Consider the following 23,816-nt stretch of genomic DNA (forward strand, 5'->3'; position numbering starts at 1 on the left):
ATTAAATTCCGATGGATAGCGACCTGATCGACCTGATGATGAAGTGGCGGCACGCACTGCACGCCTGTCCGGAAACTGCGTTCGAGGAGGTCGCAACCGCAGACCTCGTCGCCGGCGTGTTGCGACAATATGGCTTCGAGGTACATGGCGGCATCGGACGAACCGGTGTGGTCGGCACCATGACCCGAAGCGCGGGACCCGCCATCGGCTTACGTGCCGACATGGACGCGCTGCCGATCGCTGAAGCCAATAGCTTTGCGCATCGATCGCAACATGAAGGCAAGATGCATGCGTGTGGCCATGACGGCCACACTGCAATGCTGCTCGGCGCCGCTGTCGCGTTGAGCCGCGACTCCAGTTGGCGCGGCACGGTACATGTGATTTTTCAGCCAGCAGAAGAGGGGCCGGCGGGCGGCGGCAAGATGATGGTCGAAGAGGGGCTCTTCGAGCGCTTTGCGTGCGACGCCGTGTTTGGTTTGCACAACTGGCCGGGCATCCCGCGCGGACATTTTGCGATCAACGACGGTCCGATGATGGCATCGTTCGACACCTTCGAGATTGTTGTCGACGGCAAAGGCTCGCATGCGGCGATGCCGGAGGAAGGGAGTGACGTGCTGGTGTGTGCTAGCCAGATCGTCACCGCGTTGCAGACAATCATAAGCCGACGAATTTCCCCGAAGGAATCAGGTGTCGTCAGCGTCACGCAAATTCATGGTGGCGAAGCGTGGAACGTACTTCCTGACCGTGCGGTCATTCGCGGCACCGTGCGCTGTTTTTCGAGCGACGTGCAGGAACGAATCCGCGCGTCGATCGGCGACATCTCCTCGGGTATTGCGCGTGCCCTGGGCGCAAACGCGACGCTTGACTATCGCTACGCGTACCCGGCCACCATCAATACTGCCGCTCAAGCCGATCTTGCAGCTGCGGCCGCCGAGGCGACCGTCGGTGCTTCCAGTGTGCGGCGAGGTTGTGTGCCTTCGATGGCCTCGGAAGATTTTGCGTTCATGCTGCACGCAAAACCCGGCGCGTACATCTGGATGGGCGTTGACGAGTCGACTCCGGCAGCACCGCTCCATAATCCGCACTACGATTTCAACGATGCCGCGCTTGCGATCGGTGCGAGTTATTGGGTGAACCTCGTCAAGCTGTTCTGTGCCCGGTAAAGGACCCTCATGCAACCTGCCAATCTCCAGCATGCTGTGCAATTCTCGATCGACCATGAAACGCCGTGGGACCGCGAGGTCGATGGTGTATGGGGCGTACATCCGGACGACCCGCCACCCTGGAACCGGCTGCTCGGACCGGTGCATGGACGTGGACCGGTGTCCGGCGTCATCACTCGGGACGGCCGGCCGCTAACTTCGTGGGGCGAACCTGATCGCGCCGACCTGACTTTTAGCATCGCCAAGACTTATCTCGCGCTGCTGGCCGGCGTTGCGCACGATCGCGGCCTGATGCCCGATGTCGACGAGCCGGTGCACGTGCGAGTGCCGGGTATCGGCTTTGATGACGAACACAACGCGAGCGTGACCTGGGCGCATCTGCTGCAGCAGACGAGCGAATGGCAAGGCGTGTGTTTCGGCTTGCCCGACGAGGCCGACCACTACCGATACGTGAAATTCGGCAAGGAGCCCGACGGCAAGAAAGGGGACCGGCGGCCGTTACAGGCGCCTGGCACCTACTGGGAATACAACGACGTGCGCATCAACCAGTTTTCGCTGGCGTTGCTGCACCTGTTCCGCCGCCCGTTGCCGGAGGTGTTTCGCGAAGCGATCATGCGGCCACTCGACGCGAGCGAGAACTGGCAATGGGTCGGTTACGACAATGCCTGGGTGGAGGTCGGCGGGCAGCGCGTGCAGTCGGTTCCGGGCGGCACGCATTGGGGTGGCGGCCTGTCGATCAGCGCCCAGGATCAGATCAAGGTGGCCCAGCTGTTCCTGGGGCAGGGCAGCGTCAACGGGCAGCGGATCGTCTCCAGCGAGTGGCTGCAGCGCATGCTGACACCGTGTGCGATTGCTCCGTTCTATGGCTACCTGGTCTGGCTTAACCACGAGCGCAGTGTCTTTCCGAGCGTGCCGGCCTCGAGCTACTTCGCCATCGGCGCGGGCGGTTCGTTCACCTGGATCGAACCTGAACGCCGGCTGGCGGTGGTGGTGCGCTGGCTCAATCCGGCGCATGCTGACGAATTTTTCAGTTTGGTGCTCAAGGCGATTGACGAGGGGGCGACGAGTTAATCAGCGTCTATCTGCTTGCCGCACCGCCGTCGTGCGTGCCTGCCCCATTCGTGCGCATTTCGGCATGCTCGTGCCGTGTGGCGAGCGCCCGACTTGACTGCACGTATGGGGAGTTACCATACGATGGTATGTTTCGTGCGGGGAACGCGTAAAATTCAAATGTTGTAGTGTGCAACCGAATCAGAATACGTGAATGGGAGAACAGCATGTCGAAGGCGCCGTATCCAAGACTGGAGCATTTGAACTTCCACCTCGATGTACTGAGCGAGTTGGCCAAGGGAGTGGCGTCTGGTCTTTACGAAGCCGAATGCGACGTAACCCTGCGGGACCTGCGCGTGCTGCGTTTCGTCGATATGCAGCCTGGCATCTCCCTCGGCCCGCTGATTGAGTTGACATACCTTGAAAAGACGCTGGTTTCGAAGCTGGTCACTACGCTAGCTAATCGCGGCTTGCTGACGCGCTCTACCGGCACGACGGATGCACGTGTCATCAACCTGAACTTGACCAGGAAAGGCAAGGCAATTGTCCGCAAGTGTGATCGGATCGGCAAGGTCTTCGACGAGCAGCTCATGTCCGTTCTGTCAGCGGAGGAAAAGCGAGTGCTTTTTCACTGCGTCAACAAGCTGACGGAACACGTTGAGGAGGGCGGTGAATGGACGCTCCCGCCGGCACGACGCAAGCGCACCGCCTGAATCATTTTTGTCACGTATTGCTCACGACGCTGCAGTCGTTCGTCTTGCCACGCGAGGCCCATGCGCGCCGATCTGGAGCCGGTTGCCAGTGTTCTCTGGCGCGCGCCGCTATTCCGACGCGGCGACGGCGATCCGTGCTAGCGCGCCGAGACGCTCGACCGCTTGTTCCAGGTTGTTCGTCCACCGATAACCGGCGTTCAATCGCAGGCAATCGTCGTAGGCGCCGCCTTGGCCGAACAGATGTCCTGGGGCAAAACCGATACCCTCGGAGCGTGCCTGCTCAAACATAGGGCGCGTGCTGACGCGAAGGCGGCCGGTAGGGGGCAACTTTAGCCAGAGAACGAATCCGCCGCGTGGGTGGCTCATTTCTGTGCCTTCGGGAAAGTGACGGAGGACAGCATCGCGTAGTGCACTCTGCTGGTCCTGTAGCGCACCTTTGAGCCGTCGCAGGTGCAAAGCGAAACCACCACTGGAGAGCATCCCAGCGACTGCGGTCTGCTGCAATTCGGCCGTGGCCATGCTAGTGGTGTATTTCAGCGCCCGAACTTTATCGCTAAACTTTCCCGCCGCAATCCAGCCAAGGCGCAAGCCGGGACAAAGACTCTTCGAGAAGCCGCCGCATAGAAGCACATTGCCGGACGTATCGAAGGCCCGTGCCGGACGCGGCCGCAGCTCGTCATAGCAGATGTCTCCAAAGATGTCGTCCTCGATTAAAGGAATGTTGCGCGCTTGCAGCAGCCTCACTAGCGCCGCCTTGTCCGCGTCTGACGCGATGCTGCCAACCGGGTTGTTGGCGTTTGCGATGGTGACGACCGCATTGATACGCGTTTCATTGAGCGCACTTTTCAGCGCGTCGAGATCCATCCCGGTGCCGGTTCGGCACGGGATTGGCAGGACCCTCAGTTCGAGGGCGCCCAACATTTGCAGCAACACGAAATAAGTCGGCGACTCGACTGCCACGACATCGCCGGGTCGCGTCACGGCCCTGAGTGCAAGATTCAGCGCTTCGATGCAGCCATTGGTAACAACCAGTTCGTCCGGGGCGAGTTCGCAGCGATATTGCATCGCCTGGCGAGCGATCTCTCGCCGCAGGTCAGGGTGTCCCGCCCCCCGCGCATGCGCACCGACCAGGTCCGGTTCCTGGTACGCGCGACGGCGTAAGAGGACGCTCAGCTTGTCGACCGGATACAGCGACGGCTCGCCGACAGCGAGGTCCAAACGAACCGCACACGGCGCACCTACCATCGCAAGGTGATCACGGGCCTGGGCATCGAGTTCTGGAGGCGGGTTGGGCCACCCGGTTGCTCGCGCGGTGCGGGAGTGCTCGAGGCGCCTCGCGACAAAATAACCGGATCGGGGGCGGGCCTCGATATGACCCTGCGTTTCCAGCCAGCGCAGGGCCTGCACGGCGGTAGTGAGGCTCACGTCGTGTTGCACTGCCAGCGTGCGCACGGACGGTATGCGACTGCCTTCGCACAGTCCTGCATTGACGATTCCCTCCCACAATTGCTGAGCGAGTCGTTTATATCGTGGCAGAACGGATTCAGTTGCCTGCATGCTGTTCAATTCAACGCTGCGCATCTGTCATCTAACAGATTCAGCTTTGCTGTGTATTGGCTCAACAGGATCGGAATGCCAAGATCGCTGCTCTTTGAAGGAAATGCGATGAGCCCTGCAATCCGCTACGACTTCCGCAGCGACACCGTTACCCGACCCGGCCCTCAAATACGTGCCGCGATGGCGACGGCTGAAGTGGGCGACGACGTTCTTGGAGACGATCCGACCGTCAATCGACTGGAAGCAACAGTCTGCGAAATCCTCGGCAAGGAATCTGCCCTGTTTGCGTCGTCGGGCACGCAGGCAAATCTTATCGCACTCATGTCCCATTGCGCACGCGGCGACGAATAATCACCTGGCTGCGCGCGGTATTGGCGTCGCGTCTGTGTATGGCACGACGCAGCAGCGTTGGGTTACGCACCTCGACGTCTGCGCGGACGCCGTCGAGGCTGCGCTCACCGTCGTGCGCGACTTCTTTGGCGCGCGCTAAGGTCGTGAGTCGGCTGTTCGCAAAGCTCGGGTACGTTGGTCGTTAGCAGGCAGGCACACAAGTTGGTCAGAGTGATCGCATAGGGAGCGATGTTGAAACTTCAGAATGTTCGCACCGGCACGCGGGTTGCTGCGGGTTTTGGGTTAATTCTGTTTGCGCTCATCGCGCTAACGATTGTAGGGATCACGCGAGTCAACAAGATCAATGCGAGCCTCACGACAATCAATGACGTGAACAGTGTCAAGGAAACCTATGCGATTGCATTTCGCGGAAGTGTCCACAATCGCGCAATAGCGCTGCGCGACGTGGTGCTCGTGCCGCCGGGCGAACTTCCATCGGTGCTGGCGCGTATCATTGAATTGAACGAAGCGTACCAGGAAGCAGCCGGTCCACTCGACAAAATGGTTGCTGCGCGCAGCGCCGCGTATAACGACGAGCAGCCGGCACTGACAGCCATCAAGGCCGACGAGGCTCGCACATTGCCCTTGATGGCCGACGTGATTGCACGGCAGCGGGCGGGGGACACAGTCGGTGCGCAGCGCGTGCTGCTTGATCAGACCCGGCCGGCATTCGTCGACTGGCTGAACGCCATAGATCGCTTCATTGATCTCGAAGAGCAGTTGAACAGCGTGCAGGGAAGCGCGGCGCGGGAAGTTGGACGCACATTCCAGGTGCTCATGCTCGTGCTGACCGCGCTGGCAATCTCGATAGGCGGTGTGATTGCCTATTGGATCACGCATGACATCACGCGGGCGCTTGGCGGCGAACCGAGTCAGGTCAAGCATCTCGCTGACGCCATCCGCAGCGGCGACCTGTTTCAGGCGGTGCGGGTGCGGCCTGGTGACAGCGACAGCATACTTGCGACCATGGAGCGGATGCGCAACGCACTGCATGAGGTTGTCGAAAGCGTGCGGCAGCATGCCGACGGCGTCTCGACGACAAGTATTCAGATCAGCCAGGGTAATGCAAATTTGTCGACGCGCACGGAATCGCAAGCGGCGTCGCTGCAGCAGACTTCAGCGTCGATGGAACAACTCACCGGCACCGTCAAACAGAATTCGGATAGTGCCAGGCAAGCTAGTGCAGTAGCCACGGCGGCAGAGGAGATAGCCACGCGCGGCAGTCAAACTGTGCAAAGCGTTGTTGAAACGATGGACGGAATTTCGGCATCGTCCGAGCGGATGGCGGAGATCATCTCGGTCATCGAGGGCATAGCGTTCCAGACTAACATTCTCGCGCTCAATGCCGCTGTGGAAGCTGCTCGCGCGGGGGAGGAGGGGCGCGGTTTCGCGGTTGTCGCAAGCGAGGTCCGCTCGCTCGCGCAGCGCTCAGCGAACGCTGCAAAGGAAATCAAGGCGCTAATCGGTGAATCGGTTCAGCGTGTCCAGGCGGGGTCGTTCAGGGTGCGCGACGCCGGGGCGACGATGGCCGAGATTTTGCAATCCGTACGGCAGGTCAACGAGATCATGGCCGAGATCGCCGCGGCGTCGGAAGAGCAGAGCATCGGCATCGAACAGGTTGGGCAGACCATCGTGCAAATGGACGAAGCGACGCAACAAAATGCCGCGCTGGTGGAACAGGCATCGGCAGCGACGCGATCACTGGAAGAGCAGGCGTTTGCGTTGCGCAGCGCGGTCGGCGCTTTCCGGATACGCGGTTCATCGCCAACGAAGCGTGATTGATCTGGTCGTATGAAGCATCGGCCACCCTTGCAGGCACCGAACTGCCGCATGCATTCGCAACTCACACGCTCAAACTTTTCCGTCTAAAGAGTCACACCGTAGGGTGACCGCGAGGTGAGGGCCCGCTTTTCTCCACGGTCGAACTGCAGCCGCGCCGCTTCCATTTCGGTCATGTGACTTTCGGCCCAATCCCAAATTCCGCAGATTTTGTCCAGAAGGCTGCTTCCGAGCGGCGTCAGCCGATAGTCCACACGCGGCGGTATCACCGGATGCACGTGGCGCGACACCAGACCATCGCGCTCAAGTTGGCGCAACGTCTTCGTGAGCATCTTCTGACTGACGCCACCGATGTGTTCGCGTAGGCGCGAAAAACGCATTTCGCCTTCAGTCCCGAGTGCATCGATCACCAGAATGGTCCACTTATCGGCGATCTGCTCAATGATGTCGCGCGCAAGATCATCGGTTTTCTTTTGCGCGTTTTCATCGGCGCAAAGCACATAGTCGAAATTTGTTTCCATGGGGAAAGTATGGGGACGCAAGGTGTTTTGTGGATGCCTGATGGGGCTGACATGTTCGTTGGTCTGCCTGGTTAATCAGCAGGCCTCAGTTAATCGGACAGCATCCGACACGGGTGCGGTTTGTCAAATAACGAGTATCGCATGACTATCGAAACACTTGCGATTGAATTTTTATGTGCGCCTGTTTCGAGCTTCGGCCTCGGACGCGTCCTTGCGTGTCTGGACACCACGATCGAATCACGAGGCCGCGCGTTGTGAGCGCAAGAAGCGATCTTGTGACAAATCGTCGATGGACGGTGTCCTCTGTGCAGACGAAAATCAAGGCTCCGATCAGCACGAAGGAGTATGTCATGGGCCATGCGGAAGTCCGCGAGTTGCAGATTCCGAAACCAATCGGCGGACGCTTGCCAGAGCCGCCGGTATTCGCCAGCCTCGACGATGAACGGCAACATCGCAAGCTCAAACTCGCTGCGGCATTTCGCATCTTTGCGCGATTCGGGCTGGCCGAGGGCATAGCCGGGCATATCACGGTCCGCGATCCGGAGTTTCACGACCGGTTTTGGGTCAACCCGTACGCGCAGCATTTTTCGTCGATCCATCCCGACGATCTCGTTTGCATCGACGAGGAGGCCAACGTTTATCACGGGACCGGACCCGTCAACGCCGCTGCGGCGGCGATTCACTGCGGTATCCACGGCGCGAATCCCAATGTCGTTGCAGCAGCCCATACACATACGACTTCCGGCCGCGCGTTTTCGGCGCGCGCACGGCTCCTTGCTCCGCTCAATCAGGAAGCCTGTCTCTTCTATGACGATCACGTGCTATTTCGCGGCGACGTAGTCGTGCTCGCCACCGAAGAGGGTCGCCGAATCGCGGAGACGATGGGCACAAAGCGCGCCGCCGTTTTGCTCAATCATGGCCTGCTGACCGTCGGTTCATCGGTCGACGCCGCGGCGTACCGCTTCATTGCAATGGAGCGTTGCTGCCAGGTGCAGTTGCTGGCCGAGGCGGCAGGTCCCATCGAGCCGCTATCGGACGAGGACGCGCGGACTACGCACGCGCAACTGGGGTCCGACTACGTCGCGTGGCTCAACTTCCAGGGGCTCTACCAGCAACTCCTGCGCGATAGCCCTGATCTGCGCGAACTCGCTTGAACACGGACGTCGCCATACGGACGTCCTCAGTTTGGCGCAAGCGTCGCTTCGAAGGCTGCCGTGCGGTCGCGTTGGCAGCCTTCGCGATAGTCGCGCACGGCCGCGCCTAGCCATCGATCGAAGCGTTTAAGCGGCTCCCAGTCGCGTTTCTGCTCGGGAAACGAGTAGTAGACGGTCTCCGGATTCGGGATCGAATGAGGATGCACCTGGACGAGTGCACCGCTGCGCAGCTCGCGTTCGATCAGGATACGCGGAAGCAAAGCCACGCCTAGCCCAGAAATCGCGGCGTTGATTGCCATGATGAACATGTCGTAGTGCTGGTTCGCCGCACTATGTTCGGTGACCTGCGTGGAGGCGCTTTCGGACCATGCAAGCCACGCGCGCGGAAGATCGCGGGTGTGAATCCAGGGCAACGTGCCGATCTTTTCGCGGCTCAGGCTATCGCGTCCACCGGCCAACCCGGGCGCACAGACAGCCAGAATCTTATCGTCGCTCACGAGCGGTTGCCCGGGCATAGCGGGCCACAGGCTCTGTCCGAAATAGATCGCCGCATCGAAGCTTGAATTGTCGAAGAACGTCGGCTGGTCGCGCCCCATGATGTGAAGTTGCAGGTCCGGGTTGAGCGCGTAGAAGTCATGCAGGCGCGGAATCAGCCATTGAGACGCGAACGTGACGCCGACGGCCAACTGGATCTTCACTTCGCTTTGCTGGCGCATCAGCTCCAGCGTATCGCGGCGAATCTGGTCGAGATGAACGCGAATTCGCCGCGCGTACTCTGCGCCCGCCGCGGACAATACGAGGCGCTGACGCACCCGCTCGAACAGGGGGATGCCCAGATGAGCCTCGAGCTCGTTGACCTTTTTGCAGACAGCACCATGCGTTTGCGACAGCTCGACCGCAGCTTTCGAAAAACTTTCATGTCGCGCGGCGGCTTCAAAAGCTTGCAGCGCACTGAGACTAGGAACACCGCGGCGCATCGAGAATCCTTGCTGGCGAAAAGAAATGGGCAATGGATCCATCGATGATAATCCTAAGGACGGCGACGCGCTGGTCACGCTTATTCACTGGCAAGCTGCGGCTGGCCAACTTTGCGCCAACGGGTTTCGAGCAGCGTGACCGTGATCGAAGCGAGCACCATCGTCGCGGCAATGCCGACAAATGCGAGGACAAACGTGCCGGTCGTATCTTTCACCCAACCGATAAAATAGGGCAGCAAAAATCCTGACGATACCCCGATGCTTGTGATCAGCGCGATGCCGGCCGCTGCAGCGCGATCAGTGAGGATACGACTCGGCAGTTGCCAGAAGGTTGTGATGCTGCAGAAGCAGGCCGCGGAGCCGATCGAGAGGGCGATGATCGATTGGTAGGGAGATTTCAGCAGCAGGGCCACTGAGAGCGCGGCCGCGCACACCAGCAAGGGGCCTGCCACATGCCAGGCGCCAACTTGGTGGCGGCTAACCACACGGCCCCAGATGAGCGTCGCGACAACGGCCACGCCGAATGGAATCGCGGTGATCAGTCCGATATCCACGAGGCTGTACTTCACTCCGAAAGTGCTTTCAAACGTTTTAACGACTTGCGGCAGGAAATAGAGCAAGCCGATGATGCCGGCGTTGGTGCCGAAGTAGACGACACCGAGCGCCCAGACTTTCGGATTGCCGAGCGCCTTCCAGGCGCTGGACGGCGAGGTGGCGGCCGCTGCCTCGGCCTGTTCGGTAGCCAGCGCCGCAGCGATTTCACTCTTTTCCGCAGCGGAAAGCCAGCGGCAGCGGGATGGGTCGTCCGTGAGCCAGAAATAGGCAATCCCGGCGAGGATGATTGCGGGGGCTCCCTCCAGCAGAATCATTGCGCGCCAGCCGGTGATACCGAACACGCTCGCATGCGTCATCAGCCAGGTGGACACCGGTGCCCCGAGCACGCCGGTCAGCGGGATTGCCGTCACGAACAGAGACATCATCCATACGCGATTGCGCGCCGGCATCCACAGCGTGAGGTAATACACCATGCCGGGAAACAGGCCGGCTTCGAACGCGCCAAGAAAGAAGCGGGCGATATAGAGCCAGCGGGAGTCGGGGACGAAGCTCGTCAGCGAGGAGAGCAGACCCCAGCTCAGCAGAATGCGGGTCATCCACAGCCGAGCGCCAAACCGATGCATGCACAGATTGCTCGGCACTTCGAACAGAATATAGCCGAGAAAAAACAGGCTTGCGGCGAAGCCGTATTGCGCCGTTGTCATGTGGAGCTCGGCGTTCATGGTCAGCGCCGCATAGCCGATGTTCGCGCGGTCAAGCTGGTTCGCGATGTACATCACAATCATCAGCGGCGCGAGCCGCCAGGCGATCCGTTTCATCAACCGATCGGAAATCGCAGGTTTGCGCGGCCCGAGATCCATGGCTTCCTCCAGATTTACGCGTTACGGAATGCTCTCGAGGATGATTAGGCGCCCTGACCGAGGGTACGACAATGCACGAAAAATATTGACTCTGTGAGAAAACGTCACAGATCGAGGTGGGCGCGAGGTGGGCGCGAGGTGGGCGCATTACGGATCACCACCTCACCCCAACGTGTTCTCAGTCAACCGCCCCTTCGCCGCCCAGAAGCGCGGGACCGGTATCGGTCGGACTGGCAGTGGATGGCGTGCGACCGAGAAATCCAAGCACGACGAGCGCGGAGGCCAGTGTGATTGCCACGAGAATATGGAGCAGGATGCGGAATGCGCCATCGTATGCCTGCGCGAGAATGGGCTGCCCCAGCGCGGGCAGAAGAGCGACGGCATGGGGCAGATCGCCGGTTGCCACGCGTTGGGCGGCTTGCGCGGCGGCATCGCGCGAAACGGGCGGGAACGCCGCGAGTGCGTCGGATAGCCTTAGACGTGTGAGGACCGCCAGTATCGCACCGGCGATTGCGAGCGTCATGCCCTCTCCCGCGACACGCGTCGTGCTGAAGATGCCGGTTGCCATGCCCGCGCGTTCCTTTGGAACGACGCTGACTGACAAGCCATCCATCAGGCCCCACGGCAGGCCGGCTCCGACTCCGATGATGAATAGCGGAAGCGTCAGGGCATCGGATGGCGCGTCAGGCGCGATGCCACTGAACCAAAGCATACCGACGGCCGCTATGACGAGGCCGGCCGCTGAAATGACACCGGCCGACATCCATCGCGTGAGAAATGCCGCCGTGATAGGCACAAAGAGCATCGGCGCCGATAGCGAGAGCATCATCAAGCCGGCGTCGATCGCAGAATGTCCTTCAATGCCGATAAATCGCGTGGGCAAGACCAGAAGCAGGGTGACGTAACAGAATGCCGTCGCTAGCGGGAGCGCCTGCACACCCACGAAGCGCGGATAGCGAAACAGCGACAGGTCGAGCATGGGCCGGAAAGCATGTTTCTCGATCCAGACGAACGCGATGAACATCGCCACGGCGCCTGAGAACAGTCCAATGATGAGAGGGCTGCTCCAGCCGCTTTCCGGCCCTTGCAACAGCCCGAATGTGAAGAGTGTCAGCGCGGCGGTGAAGCTGGCGGCGCCAGGCCAATCGAGACCCGTGGCATTGGGGTCGTACGATTCTCTTAGCTTCGGAACGCCGAGTGCAAATCCGCTCAAGCCGATTGCGGCATCCACCAGGAAGAACGAACGCCAACCGAACGTCTCCGTCAGAAACCCGGCGAGTAGTGGGCCAAGCGCCAGGCCGATGCCGAAGGTGGTGCCGAGCATGCTGAACGCGCGGGCGCGCTCATGTCCGTCGAACTCCTGTGCGAGCGCTGCCGACGCGCCGGCCAGCACCAATGCGGCGGCAATACCCTGTAGCGCGCGCTGAAAATCGACCCACAGTAGAGTGGGCGCTGCGGCGATCCCGAGTGATGTCAACGCGAACAGCACCACGCCTATGGCGAATACACGCTTTCGTCCGAACAGATCGGCAAGCGCTCCCGAGGCCATCAGACTGCTGCCGAAGCTCAGCATAAAAGCGTTGAGAATCCAGTTGGCCGCCACTGGGCTGCCTCCCAAGGTGGTGCCGATGGCCGGCGCGGACACGGCCGCACCGCCGAAATTCAGCGGCAGCACGAGCACTGCGATGCAAATGCCCACGAGGATCAGCATCTGTTGCGAGGCGCTACGGGGAGCTGCTACGTCTACTATTGACATGACACCAGCCGAGGCGACCGGTCGTCCTGCGGACGGGGTAACGCTCTTTTCCTGCACGGGCTATCTCTCTGTTCAACTTCCACGGTTATGCCCATCAGGACATCCGCATTCACTCGGTTTAATTCCGCGCTATCGCGGTGCGGTCCGCGTATGGCCACTCACCTCCCGGCCTGCATCCGGTTCTATGCCGATAAAGTAGAGGACCGAGAACAGCACCAGCACAGACACTAGCAGGAAGGCGATCCGGAAATCGGCCAGTGAGAGTTGTGCGTGATTTCCATGAACCAGAACCGCAACGTGCAGCGCGATCGCACCAAATGCGATGCCCAGACCGATGGTCATCTGCTGGACCATACTGAAGAACGTGCTCGCTGAACTCATTCGCGCCGGCGGGACGTCCGCAAACGCGAGTGTGTTGATGCTTGTGAACTGCATCGACCGGCACAGGCCGCCGACCAGCAGTACCAGCATGATCAGCGCGCGCGGCGTGTCTGGCGAAAGCAGGCTGCACAAAGCGATTGTGGCCGCGGTGAGCAGCCCGTTGACGATCATGACCTTGCGAAAGCCAAAGCGTTTGAGGATCGGCGTGGTGACGGTCTTCATGCCCAGATTGCCGGCCGCGTAGGCGAGCACCAGCAAACCCGCAGCGAATGCATTCAACCCGAAGCCCAGTTGGAACAGCAGTGGTAACAGGAAGGGTGAGACGCTAACCGATACGACATATAACGAACCGCCGTCGAGGGTCACGCGGAACGTCGGAATTCGCCAGGGCGCAAGATCGATCAGGGGATGTTCGGCGCGGCCGAAATGCCGTATAGCCAGGACTGCAGCCACCAGGCCGCAGATCAGCGCGGCAGCCGTGATGCGCCAGTCGCTATGCAGTTGCCCGATCAGGACCATGCCGTACATCAGGCACGTCAGCGCGATACCGCTCAGCACGAACCCCGGCACATCGAAGGGACGGCGGCTGGGTTCGCGGTAGTTCGGAATGAATAGGGCGGTGAGCGCCAGACCCAGCAAACCGATTGGTACGTTGAGCAGAAAGATCCAGCGCCAGTTGAAATAGGTCGAAATAAATCCGCCCAGTGCTGGACCCAACACCGGTGCGGCGAGGCCGGGCCACGTGATATAGGCGATCGAGCGCATCAGGTGACGCTTCTCGGTGCTGCGCAGCACGGCGAGGCGACCCACAGGCACCATCATTGCGCCGCCGATTCCCTGCAGGATCCGCGACATGGTGAATTCGACGAGGCCGTTACTTAGCCCGCAAAGGATGGAGGCGGCGGTGAACACGATGATCGCACCACCGAACACCGAACGTTGCCCAAAGCGGTCGGCTACCCATCCGCTGATTGGAATGAAGACCGCGAGCGCCAGCAGATAGGCAGTCATGCCGATGCTCAGGCTCACGGACGTGACGCCGAACGTGGCGGCCATGTGGGGCAGGGCGGTCGCGATCACCGTCGCATCCAGATTCTCCATGAAATAAGCACTGGCGACGATCAGCGCGATGATGACTGGCTGGCGGCTTGACAAAGACATGGCGGAGAATGGAATTCGGGTTGTGCGACAGGCCCTCAAACGCTTCGGATTGAGGCGTTTGCGGTCGGTGTCAGTCAAAGACGGGGCTCGCTTTGCGGCAGCCTGAGATAATGCGTGGCTGCGTCCGGGTGCCTGGCGAGACTCTTCCGCGCACCCGGACGATATACTCTATCAAACCATAAGTCGTCATGTGAAGACTTATTTTTTAAAAGCGATGCACACAGGAGCGTTATGAAGGCCAAATCCAGGGATGTTGCAGAGCCGGGCAGCAAGACCGTAGCGGGTCGCGCGCCGGTCAAGCGGCCGATGAAGAAAGCACCGCAGCGTCTGCCACGTGCCGAGCGTCAGGCGCGCGTGCTGGAGAAGGCCGCCGAATATTTCGCCGAGCATGGCCTGAACGCGCAGACTCGCGCGATTGCGGAGGCGTGTGGCGTGTCGCAACGGTTGCTGTATAGCCTGTTTCCTAGCAAGGCTGCGCTGATCGACGAAGTTTACAAGCGCGAAATTGTAGGAACCTTCAAGGCGCTGTGGTTTGTTCAACTGAAAGACCGCAGTGTGCCCCTTGAAAGCAGGCTCAATACTTTTTATCGCGAGTACTACGACACCCTGCTGACGCGGCAGTGGCTTCGCCTGTTTCTCTATTCGTCGCTTGAAGATTTGCAGATGGCGCCGACGTACACGAATGCCGTCGTGACGCATGCGCTTGAGATCATTGTCACTGAGACGGCACACGAATTGGGACGCGGCGTACCGGCCGATCCGGCTCATCTGACCGAGGTGGGTTGGCTACTGCACGGCGCGGTATCCCACCTTGCGATTCGCCGCCGTATTTATTCGAACGACAACACCACGCCCAGCGACGCGGTGATTGCGATGCATGTGCGCGCCTTCCTCACGAGCGCGCCAGCGCTGCTTCCGGCGCTGGAAAGCGCCTGAGCGTGACGTGCTGGCGGGCTGGCGGGCTCGTCCAGCGCGGCAGATAACCATCAACCGGCGCGCGAACGCGCGCGCCGTGGACCGCTTCGCCGCACGGTACGAATTGACCGAAGCGCCCGGAATCCGTCCACTGGTTTTCAGGTGGCTGCTGCCGACGCTTCGTCAGGCGGCTGCTGCGCTCGAGCTGCAAGGGCTTCGAGTTCAGTCACCGATCGCTTCGGCGACATCACGCGGACGTAGGCGATCGATCCGTTTTTCGCCGTGATCGAACTCGCGTCGCGCTAATTCCATTTCGCTCATGTGGACTTCGACCCAGTCCCATATCCCGCAGATCTTGTCGAGCAGGCTGCGCCCCAGCGGCGTCAGTTGATAGTCGACCCGCGGCGGGATCACCGGATGCACGTAGCGCGTAACGAGGCCGTCACGCTCGAGTTGCCGCAATGTCTTGGTGAGCATTTTCTGGCTCACGCCCTCCACCACTTCGCGCAGCCGCGAAAAACGCATCTCGCCATGCGTGCCGAGCGCGTCGATGACGAGGATGGTCCACTTGTCCGCGATCTGCTCGATGATGTTCCGCGCCAGGTCATCGGTTTTTTTCTGCGGATTGTCGAGCGCGTAAGCGTCGTCGTAGCAATTTGTTTCCATGGGGAAAGTATGAAACCGTCAGGTGCCTTCTTGTGATCGCCGGATGCCGCTGAAATAATCGGCTCGCCTGCCCGTCCGATGGGCGCTTCGCCATTTGTCAGGGCGCATTCGTCAAGAAGTAGAGGATACGCTTCGGCGCTTGCGGACAGATTACATCGATCTGTATCAGGTCCACTGGCCCGATCCGCTGGTGCCGATCGAAGAGACCGCAGCGGTGCTGGACGATCTGCGCGCTCGCGATTACCGGACGCTCCGTCTGGGCGGCAGCCCCGCAGCGTCAGGAAAGCGATCCCGCGCATGATCTGCTCGACAATCGCCGAGACGTCGCATTGATGCCGGGGAGCGAGTCTACAAGGACACTTGAGCCGCCAACAGATCTTCGATCCGAACCGGAAGATTACGCACGCGCACGCCCGTCGCATGATAGACAGCGTTCGCAATCGCTGGCGCAATACCCGCGATTCCGATCTCTCCGACACCGCGCGCGCCGAGTGGATTCAATGCGAGATCCGGATAGTCGAGGAACGTGACGTCGATCTTCGGTGCGTCGGCATGCGTGGTCATGACATAGTCGGCGAGGCTGCGGTTGATCGGTGCGCCGGAACGGCTGTCGTAGTTCGTCTCTTCGAATAGCGCCATGCCAACACCCATCACCACGGCTCCTTCGATCTGGTTGCGCGCCGTACGGGCATTGATAATCTTGCCCCCATCGATCACGCTCACCACGCGACTGATTCGCAACCGCGCTGTTTCGGACTGCCACGTGACCTCGACAAAATGCGCGCAGTATGAGTGCACCGACACGCGCTTCGCATCAGGATCGTCCTGGTTCGGACCGGACCGTCCCCTTCCCACGACCGTGTTGATTCCTGCCGGCCCGAGAATCCGCTCGAAGGGCACCCCGGCTCCCGGCGAGGTTCCTTTGCGATAGACCATGCCTTGCTCAAAACCAAGTGCGTCCACCTTCTGCCCGCTGAAGGGCGAGTTACCTGCCTCGGCTGCGGTGACCAAAAGCTGCTGGACCGCCGCCTGCGCCGCTTGCGCCACGGCCGGAACCAGCGACGCAGTAGCCCTCGATCCGCCGGACATCGGGCCGGGAGGCAAGCGTGTGTCACCGATCACCACTGAAATTTTGCCGAGCGCGATCCCGGTTACATTGGCTACCATCTGAGCGAGTACGGTGTAGGTTCCCGTGCCAATGTCCTGAGTCGCTGTCAAAACGCGCGCCGTTGCATCGGCGTTCAGTTCAACGATGACTTCCGCTGCGGATCGCTGTGCTTGCCACGACCCCGCTGCGACTCCCCAGCCGATCACCAGACCGTCACGCCGCATCGACCCGACCGGCATCTTGCGCGCTGCCCAGCCGAATTGCTCTGCGCCGCGCGTCAGACACTCCTTGAGGTGCCGTGAGGAAAACGGCACATTCAGGCTTTCGTCAATTGCCGGCTCGTTGACAAGGCGTAACTGGACCGGATCGATATTGAGCTTGATGGCAAGCTCGTCGACGGCCGATTCGATTGCGAACAAACCAGGGACGGCGCCCGGACCGCGCATGGATGTGCTGGGCGCGATGTCCCGGCGCGCATGGGCGGCAGTCACTTGCAGGTTCGGCGAGCTGTAAAGATAGCCTGTCGCTTCGCCGCAATTCTCTTTGCGGGTATCCAGGCGGGCTGTTTGATAGACGTATTGCTGCTGCAGCGATGTCAAACGGCCATCGCGTGTTGCCGACAAGCGTATGCGCTGCTCCGTGGCCGGACGGTGGCCCACGTTCTGGAACATCATCTCGCGGGTCAGCACCAGCTTGACGGGGCGCCGCAGATTGCGGGCCGCCGCAGCGGCGAGTAGCGAGTGTGGCCACGGAAACAGCTTGCCGCCAAATCCGGAGCCAAGGTACTTCGTGATGACGCGCACCTGGTCTTCCGGTACGCCGAGCATCTGTGCCATCGTCTGCCGCTGGTAGACGACCGCTTGCGTCGTTTCGTAGAGCGTGTAGTTCGTGCCATCGCATATGGCTACCGTGGCGTGCAGTTCGATTGGGTTGTGCGTTTCGATCGGCGTCGTGTAGGTCTGGTCCAGCTTGAGCGCATCAGAGGCAGCCGCAAATGCGGCCTCTGCGTCGCCGCGCTGTGTGTCGACTGACGGCGTCCCCTCTGCGGACATCTGGACCTTCACATTGGGTTGACGTTGCGCATATCGCGCCTTCACTGCACTGGACGCGGCGGTTGCCTGCTCGAACGTATCGGCCACTACTAGTGCAATGTACTGGCCATAATACGAGATGATGTCGTCGTCGAGCGGAGGGCGTCTTTCGTCGATTCTTGGTCCGAAGCCGACGCGATAGAACTTTCCGATGTTCTCGCGTGTGAAGACAGCCCGGACCCCTGGCATCTTCGAGGCCGCGGCCGTTTCCAGCTGATCGATCCGTCCGCAGGCGATCGTCGCGCAAACCGGTACTGCGTAAAGCATGCCTGGGAAGTTGAAATCCGACGTGTACGTCGCCGCACCGCTGACCTTGGACGGTCCGTCAATTCGGGTAAAGTCGCCGCCGATGGCCGGCTGCGTTTTGTTGCTATCTAATTGCACGTTCTCTCCGCGTCACGACCTGGGTCAGGCATTCTGTGTGGCCAGCTTGAGTGCTTGCTGGATACAGCGTTTTGCAAGTTCGATCTTGAAACCGTTCTGGCTTTGCGCTCGCGCCGCGTGGAGCGCGGCCTCGGCCGCTGCCCGGAACGTCGCGGGCTCAGGCGCGCGGCCGAGCAAGACGGCTTCGGCTTCGCGCGAGCGCCAGGGCTTAACGCCGACACCGCCCAGTGCGATCCTGATGTGCGCGATCCTGCCCGACGAGACGGTCATGACGACCGCTGCCGACGCCAACGCAAATTCATACGAAGCGCGATCTCGCAGTTTCAGATAGACGCTGCGACTGCCGGTTGCCGGCGCAGGGAGCGTCACCTGATTGATCAGCTCACCAGGGTTGAGCGCCGTTTCACGTTGCGGCGTGGCCCCGGGCAGCAGGAAGAAGTCGTCAATTTCGATGCTGCGCTTGCCCTGGCTGCTTTCGATATGGATCCTGGCCTCGAGTGCGGTCATCGCGACGCTCATGTCCGAGGGGTTCGTCGCGATGCAGTGATCGCTGGTCCCCAGAATGGCGAGGTTTCGATTGAACCCACCGATCGCGGAGCAACCCGTGCCAGGCTCACGCTTGTTGCATGGCGTGGCAGTGTCGCGAAAGTAGACGCAGCGTGTACGCTGCAACAGGTTGCCGCCGGTCGTCGCCATGTTTCGCAACTGGGCCGACGCACCGGAAAGCAGCGCCTGGGAGAGGACAGGATAGTGCGTCTTGATCAGCGGATGATTCGCAAGATCGGAATTGCGTACCGTCGCGCCGATCGTGACGCCGCCACCGGCGATTGCTTCGACCTGAGCAAGCGGCAGGCGATGGATATCGATGACTTGCGTCGGACGCTCCACGTCGAGCTTCATCAGGTCGAGCAGTGTTGTGCCGCCGGCCAGAAAGCGCATCGACGCGCCACTTTGCGGGCTGCCGGGGGCAGTCTGCGCGATGTCGAGTGCCTGCGCGACGCTTGACGCGCGCTTGAGTTGAAAGAGTTCCATTCGTATGCTCTGCTTAAGCTTTCCGGCGAACCTGCTGGATCGCGGAGACGATGTTCGAATAGGCGCCGCACCTGCAGATATTTCCGCTCATGGCTTCCTTGACGTCCTCGTCACTGTGACCGTAAGGCTCATTGAGCAGCGCGACCGCCGACATGATCTGGCCGGAGGTACAGTACCCGCACTGAAAGCCGTCGTGTTCGACGAAGGCGGCCTGCATCGGATGCAGATTGCCCGCCTGTCCAAGGCCTTCGATGGTCGTGATCGCTTCGCCCTCATGGGTGGCGGCAAGGCTTAGGCAGGAATTCACACGCTTGCCGTCGACATGCATCGTGCAGGCGCCGCACTGGCCGTGGTCGCAACCCTTCTTCGTGCCGGTAAGTCGCAAATGGTCGCGCACGCAATCGAGCAGCGTTGTGCGGGGATCGATATCCAGTTCGTGGTTGGTGCCGTTGACGTTCAATCGGACATGTACGTTGCCACTATCTGCGCTTAGGTCAGTGGCTGCAGTGTCACCCTGGTCAGCATCGCCGGAAGCTGCATGTGCGACAGAGGAAAGTTGTCCGGCGCCAATCGTGATGCCGGCCGCGCCCACGCGGCCCAGGAACGAACGACGTGTCACGCGTTGGAACACTGCTTCAGCATCATTTTGGCTTGTGCCTGGTTTCCGGGACTTTTCGTCCATGAATCGAATTCTCCGCTGAATGATGGGTCGGGGCCCGCCGCGCATGGCGTCGTCCCGTGTCCGACCGAGTTCTCTTTTTTAACAGCAGCGAGATAAATTTGGACTGACGCCGAGATGAAATTCCTGCCATTTTTGAAGCCTACGGTTGTTCGCGGGCCGTCGCGTCAAACCATCTTGCTGAATTCGGCACGCACGCGCAGAGCAAGGGCTACGAGAAGCCGACGCTAGACCTCGCAATGCGCGACGCGTTCATCAAAACGCGCCGCGTTCTGATGACGACCAGGGGTCTCGCCGAAGATGAAGCTATCTCGTTGATGTCCGTTGCGGTCGACTTCGGCGTGACACAGGTTGTCGACGGCAACTGGGGTGTGCCGGTGGCGCGGTGTTCCATGGCTGTCGCGACGCCACCGCGCCGAGGTCAGAAACTCAGGGTTTCGTGTGCCTTGACGATGTCGCCGGCCACCGTCTCGATCTGTTCGCGTTTGAGCATGGCCTGTGAGCGCAGCAGCTGATACGCATCTTCTTCAGACATGCCGCGCGAGTCCATGACGATCCGCGTGGCCTGCTGGATCACTCGAACCTTCGCCTGCTTCTGCTCGAGCCGTTCGATGTATCGCTCACGTGCGCGGGATGCCTTGAATTGCGTGAGCGCGACGGCGATGGCTGTCAATAACCCAAACGAGCGGACCGGCGACGGGATCGTCGCGAACGCATTCAACCGCAGCACCGCTTCGATGGTGATCGGGTTCTCGTAGGTCACGACCGGAATCACCGGCGGCGATGTGCTGGTTCCGAGCCACGGATAATCGACCGACAGCGTCTCAGGACGCATCGCCATGACGACGAGGCCGGTGTCGCAAGGCAGGCTGTCGAGGCGCGGCCAGCATACCTGTACGTCACAGCCAATGCGCTGAAGCTGTGCGAGCAACTCTTCGCCATCCTGATCCTGCGGATGAATCACAACGACTTTTAGCGAACGCAGGTCGCGCAGGATCGCCGGCGTCTGCGCGGTCTGCTTCATCGATTCTCTCCCGCGCGTGCGAGTTCAGGATGCGCATGCGCGGTCCACGCTGGTGTGCTGTGAGAGACGACGTAGGGATCCGCCTTCACGCGTTCAGGCGCGCGCCCGATGATATCGAAGCGGCCATGCGCGTCGACCCGGCCGATCAACGGATGCAGGTAGGTGTGGTTATTGTGCTCGTCGATACGCACGCGGCCTTGCGGCGCGTCGAATTCGAGTCCGGGCAACACGCGCAGCAACAGCGTCGGGTCGTCGGAGCCGACGCGGCGGATGGCATCCGCGAGCAAATGCATCTGGAAATAGGAGGCTTCCCAGCACATGTTGGTCGGCTGATCGTCGCCGAAGCGGGCCTGATAGCGGGCGACGGCGCCGCGGTTCGCGGCTGTATCCACACTCTGGAAGTACGCGGCCGAGGTGATGTGTCCCTGTGCGAGATCGTTTCCCATTACCGCGATTTCGGCTTCACTGGTCATGTGGCTGGCGATAGGCGTGCGGTACGGATCGAGCCCAACCTGTGCAAACGCACGGTATAGATGCGGAATGCCTTCGCCTACTACCGTGGAGAAAATGAAGTCGGGTGCGAGTTGCTTGATCCGCTTTGCGGCATCCAGATAACTTTCCCATGGCGCATCGAGCGACAGATAGGTTTCGTCCACCTTTTCTCCGCCGCGTTCGAGGATCAGATCGCTCATCACGCGATTCGACTCGTATGGGCAGACATAATCTGAACCGATCATGCTCACGCGTGAGCCGAACTGCGTGAGCATGAAACCGGCGAGCGGCAGGGTGTTCTGATTGGGCGCTGCGCCCGTGTAGATCACGTTGCGGCTGTATTCGAAGCCTTCATACGGTGTCGCATAGAAGAGCAGCGCGTTGTGCCGTTCGACAATCGGAATCACTGCCTTGCGCGTGCTGGACATATAACAGCCGACAATGACCCGAACCCGGTGTTCGAGAATCAATTGTTCGGCGAGGTCGGCATAACGTCGCGGCTGGCATTGCGGATCCAGACAGACGAGTTCGATCTCGCGTCCTGACACGCCGCCTGCGCGGTTGATCTCTTCCACCGCAAGCATGGTGGCTTGCAGTTGAGTGAACTCCGCGGCCGAGGTTACGCCTGAGCGTGAATACAGGACGCCAATTCTGATTGGGTCCGAGGTACGGCTGGCATCAATACGAGTCATTCGTCAAAACCAATGGTCGCGAGGGAAGTGCGCTGTTTGTGCGCGTGGCACGTGACTGGTGCGCACGCGCACTGCCTTTGTGCGGCGCTCAGGCAGTCAGCCGCGCAAAGTGCTTTTTTATAATGCCTCCCGCTTTGGCTGGGACGCAACTAAACAATTTGCATCCATTTCACAAAAGGGTTTTGCCACCGGCACCCCTTCCGAACCCGAACCTCTGGCATGGCCATTGCTTATAAGGTCGCGCTGAGCCGCCGTGCATCACGGAGACATACAGCATCCATTTCGCTGTTCGAGACAAAGGCGTCTTGAGCGGCACCGGCCAAAAAAGCCCGAAACCAGCTTGTCTGGTTTCGGGCTTTTTGCGTTTGCGATTTCTAATCCATGTCGGAGTGAAGCAAATGAAAAGACGTACCTTCCTGTCGGCAGTCGGCTCCGGATTGGTGAGCGCTGCAGGCACTGCGCTACCTAAGGCTGCGTTTGCCGCGGGAGCCAGCGATCCGATCAAACTCGGTTTGCTGTTTTCGCAATCGGGCACGATGGCCAACGGCGAGTCGCTGCTAAAAGATACGGCACTGATGACGATCGATCAGATCAACGCCAAGGGCGGCGTGCTCGGACGCAAGCTTCAGGGCGTTGTCGTCGATCCGGCGTCCGATTGGCCCATGTATGCGCAGCTCTCGAAGCAACTGATCCTGCGCGACCAATGCGCGGCGCTGTTCGGCTGCTGGACGTCGGTGTCGCGCAAGTCGGTGTTGCCGGTGGTCGAGTCGCAGGACAGTCTGCTGTTTTATCCGCTTCACTTCGAAGGCGAAGAGCAGTCGAAGAACGTTGTCTATCTGAACTCGCCGCCGAGCAGCTCGGTGCTCCCGGCGATCGATTACCTGATGAGTGACCAGGGCGGCGGTGCCAAACGCTTCTATATGATCGGCAGCGACTACGTCTGGCCGCGCACGATCAACAAGATGCTCAAGGGCTATCTGAAGACCAGGAACATTCCTGACTCGGCATGGCGCGAACACTACGTGCCATTCGGGCAGTCGAACTTCCAGACCATCGTGCGCGACATCAAGGACTTCGCCGCGCAACCGGGCGGCCAGGCCATCGTCGTGATGACCGTGGTCGGCGATTCGATTCCGGCGATGTTCAAGGAAGCGATCAATCAGGGCGTGCGAGCAACCGATATTCCGATCCTTGGCCTGGACGTGGTCGACAGCGATCTCGAAGGTCTCGATACGAAGCCGCTGGTCGGCCACCTGAGCTGCTGGTGCTACTTCCAGAACGTCGATACGCCGCAGAACCGCCAGTTCAAGAGCGACTGGAAGAACTACGTGAGCGCCCATAACCTGAAGCATCGGCCGGACATGGTGATCGACCCGATGGTGTCGACTTATCTCGGCATCAATCTGTGGGCCGACGCTGCCGCGAAAGCGCACTCTACCAGCACGGACGCGGTGCGCAAGGCGCTCGCGGGTCAGTCGATGGTCGATCCTGCGGGTTACACGGTGAGGATGGATGCTTCCACGCAGTACTTGTGGCGTGGCGACATGATCGGCTCGATCAATGCGACTCAGGGCTTCGACATTTTGTGGAAGTCTAAAGACATCGAGAAGCCGGTGCCGTTCAGCCCGTTCATCGGCAAGGCTTGACAGTCTCTGCCGGACAGTCAGGTACTCAGGCAGTCTGGCCGTGGTGGGATCGGTATGCGCAAGCATGCCG

The 23,816-nt window shown here is 60.6% G+C and carries 20 protein-coding genes and 2 pseudogenes; 10 read left to right on the plus strand and 12 right to left on the minus strand.

Annotation, left to right across the window (positions count from 1 at the left end):
* Positions 1-11: 11 nt before the first annotated feature.
* The 3 genes from HHL24_RS27505 (at position 12) to HHL24_RS27515 (ending at position 2,926) form a co-directional block, all read left to right on the plus strand.
* Complete coding sequence (locus HHL24_RS27505; RefSeq protein WP_169488504.1) at positions 12-1,163, plus strand: M20 aminoacylase family protein; 1,152 nt, start codon at positions 12-14, stop codon at positions 1,161-1,163.
* 9 nt (positions 1,164-1,172) lie between these two features.
* A complete protein-coding gene (locus HHL24_RS27510) occupies positions 1,173-2,234 on the plus strand; it encodes a serine hydrolase domain-containing protein (protein WP_169488505.1) in 1,062 nt (353 codons plus the stop codon).
* Between the two features lie 206 nt (positions 2,235-2,440).
* Positions 2,441-2,926 carry a MarR family winged helix-turn-helix transcriptional regulator gene (locus tag HHL24_RS27515; protein ID WP_169488506.1) on the plus strand — a complete coding sequence of 162 codons (486 nt, stop codon included), beginning with the start codon at positions 2,441-2,443 and terminating at the stop codon, positions 2,924-2,926.
* Positions 2,927-3,034: 108 nt separating this feature from the next.
* Here HHL24_RS27515 and HHL24_RS27520 read toward each other — a convergent pair whose 3' ends face one another.
* Positions 3,035-4,507 (minus strand): aminotransferase-like domain-containing protein, encoded by a 1,473-nt coding sequence (locus HHL24_RS27520; RefSeq protein ID WP_169488507.1) that lies wholly within the window; start codon positions 4,505-4,507, stop codon positions 3,035-3,037.
* Positions 4,508-4,591: 84 nt separating this feature from the next.
* Here HHL24_RS27520 and HHL24_RS27525 point away from each other — a divergent pair.
* Both HHL24_RS27525 and HHL24_RS27530 read left to right on the plus strand, forming a co-directional pair.
* Positions 4,592-4,831: pseudogene (locus HHL24_RS27525) on the plus strand (beta-eliminating lyase-related protein); the annotation flags it as partial.
* Positions 4,832-5,062: 231 nt separating this feature from the next.
* Positions 5,063-6,655 carry a methyl-accepting chemotaxis protein gene (locus HHL24_RS27530; RefSeq protein ID WP_169488509.1) on the plus strand — a complete coding sequence of 531 codons (1,593 nt, stop codon included), beginning with the start codon at positions 5,063-5,065 and terminating at the stop codon, positions 6,653-6,655.
* 83 nt (positions 6,656-6,738) lie between these two features.
* Here HHL24_RS27530 and HHL24_RS27535 read toward each other — a convergent pair whose 3' ends face one another.
* On the minus strand, positions 6,739-7,173 hold the full coding sequence (locus tag HHL24_RS27535; protein ID WP_169488510.1) for a winged helix-turn-helix transcriptional regulator: 435 nt from the start codon (positions 7,171-7,173) through the stop codon (positions 6,739-6,741).
* Between the two features lie 350 nt (positions 7,174-7,523).
* On the opposite strand from HHL24_RS27535, the gene HHL24_RS27540 reads away from it, so the two are divergent.
* Entirely contained in the window at positions 7,524-8,327 is an 804-nt protein-coding gene (locus HHL24_RS27540) for a class II aldolase/adducin family protein (protein ID WP_169488511.1), read from the plus strand.
* A 26-nt stretch (positions 8,328-8,353) separates the two neighbouring features.
* Here the strand turns inward: HHL24_RS27540 and HHL24_RS27545 are convergent, their stop codons facing one another.
* From HHL24_RS27545 to HHL24_RS27560, 4 genes are all read right to left on the minus strand, one after another.
* Positions 8,354-9,304 (minus strand): LysR substrate-binding domain-containing protein, encoded by a 951-nt coding sequence (locus HHL24_RS27545; RefSeq protein WP_230417589.1) that lies wholly within the window; start codon positions 9,302-9,304, stop codon positions 8,354-8,356.
* An 80-nt stretch (positions 9,305-9,384) separates the two neighbouring features.
* A complete protein-coding gene (locus HHL24_RS27550) occupies positions 9,385-10,719 on the minus strand; it encodes an MFS transporter (RefSeq protein ID WP_169488513.1) in 1,335 nt (444 codons plus the stop codon).
* 178 nt (positions 10,720-10,897) lie between these two features.
* Positions 10,898-12,475 carry an MFS transporter gene (locus HHL24_RS27555; RefSeq protein WP_169488514.1) on the minus strand — a complete coding sequence of 526 codons (1,578 nt, stop codon included), beginning with the start codon at positions 12,473-12,475 and terminating at the stop codon, positions 10,898-10,900.
* Positions 12,476-12,604: 129 nt separating this feature from the next.
* Positions 12,605-14,017 carry an MFS transporter gene (locus HHL24_RS27560; RefSeq protein ID WP_169488515.1) on the minus strand — a complete coding sequence of 471 codons (1,413 nt, stop codon included), beginning with the start codon at positions 14,015-14,017 and terminating at the stop codon, positions 12,605-12,607.
* A gap of 231 nt (positions 14,018-14,248) precedes the next feature.
* Between HHL24_RS27560 and HHL24_RS27565 the strand changes: the two genes are divergently transcribed.
* On the plus strand, positions 14,249-14,953 hold the full coding sequence (locus HHL24_RS27565; RefSeq protein ID WP_169488516.1) for a TetR/AcrR family transcriptional regulator: 705 nt from the start codon (positions 14,249-14,251) through the stop codon (positions 14,951-14,953).
* 201 nt (positions 14,954-15,154) lie between these two features.
* Here HHL24_RS27565 and HHL24_RS27570 read toward each other — a convergent pair whose 3' ends face one another.
* On the minus strand, positions 15,155-15,598 hold the full coding sequence (locus HHL24_RS27570) for a winged helix-turn-helix transcriptional regulator (protein ID WP_169488517.1): 444 nt from the start codon (positions 15,596-15,598) through the stop codon (positions 15,155-15,157).
* Between the two features lie 94 nt (positions 15,599-15,692).
* Between HHL24_RS27570 and HHL24_RS27575 the strand changes: the two genes are divergently transcribed.
* On the plus strand, positions 15,693-15,899 hold the full coding sequence (locus HHL24_RS27575) for an aldo/keto reductase (RefSeq protein WP_407947530.1): 207 nt from the start codon (positions 15,693-15,695) through the stop codon (positions 15,897-15,899).
* Between the two features lie 47 nt (positions 15,900-15,946).
* On the opposite strand, the gene HHL24_RS27580 is transcribed toward HHL24_RS27575, so the two are convergent.
* The 3 genes from HHL24_RS27580 to HHL24_RS27590 are packed head-to-tail and all read right to left on the minus strand — an operon-like array spanning position 15,947 to position 19,895.
* On the minus strand, positions 15,947-18,181 hold the full coding sequence (locus tag HHL24_RS27580) for a xanthine dehydrogenase family protein molybdopterin-binding subunit (RefSeq protein ID WP_169488518.1): 2,235 nt from the start codon (positions 18,179-18,181) through the stop codon (positions 15,947-15,949).
* A 24-nt stretch (positions 18,182-18,205) separates the two neighbouring features.
* Entirely contained in the window at positions 18,206-19,213 is a 1,008-nt protein-coding gene (locus HHL24_RS27585; protein ID WP_169488519.1) for an FAD binding domain-containing protein, read from the minus strand.
* A 13-nt stretch (positions 19,214-19,226) separates the two neighbouring features.
* Entirely contained in the window at positions 19,227-19,895 is a 669-nt protein-coding gene (locus tag HHL24_RS27590) for a (2Fe-2S)-binding protein (protein ID WP_169488520.1), read from the minus strand.
* Positions 19,896-20,062: 167 nt separating this feature from the next.
* Between HHL24_RS27590 and HHL24_RS45130 the strand changes: the two are divergent.
* Positions 20,063-20,266: pseudogene (locus HHL24_RS45130) on the plus strand (hypothetical protein); the annotation flags it as partial.
* Between the two features lie 47 nt (positions 20,267-20,313).
* Here the strand turns inward: HHL24_RS45130 and HHL24_RS27600 are convergent.
* Both HHL24_RS27600 and HHL24_RS27605 read right to left on the minus strand, forming a co-directional pair.
* On the minus strand, positions 20,314-20,916 hold the full coding sequence (locus tag HHL24_RS27600; protein ID WP_169488521.1) for an ANTAR domain-containing response regulator: 603 nt from the start codon (positions 20,914-20,916) through the stop codon (positions 20,314-20,316).
* Complete coding sequence (locus HHL24_RS27605) at positions 20,913-22,100, minus strand: transporter substrate-binding domain-containing protein (RefSeq protein WP_169488522.1); 1,188 nt, start codon at positions 22,098-22,100, stop codon at positions 20,913-20,915. Before HHL24_RS27605 ends, HHL24_RS27600 begins: the two co-directional genes overlap by 4 nt.
* A 398-nt stretch (positions 22,101-22,498) precedes the next feature.
* Here HHL24_RS27605 and HHL24_RS27610 point away from each other — a divergent pair, with 398 nt between their 5' ends.
* Positions 22,499-23,746, plus strand: coding sequence for an urea ABC transporter substrate-binding protein (locus HHL24_RS27610; protein WP_230417590.1), 1,248 nt, complete (start codon positions 22,499-22,501; stop codon positions 23,744-23,746).
* The last annotated feature ends 70 nt before the right edge of the window (positions 23,747-23,816 follow it).

The sequence above is a fragment of the Paraburkholderia polaris genome, from assembly GCF_012927345.1.
Lineage (GTDB): Bacteria > Pseudomonadota > Gammaproteobacteria > Burkholderiales > Burkholderiaceae > Paraburkholderia > Paraburkholderia polaris.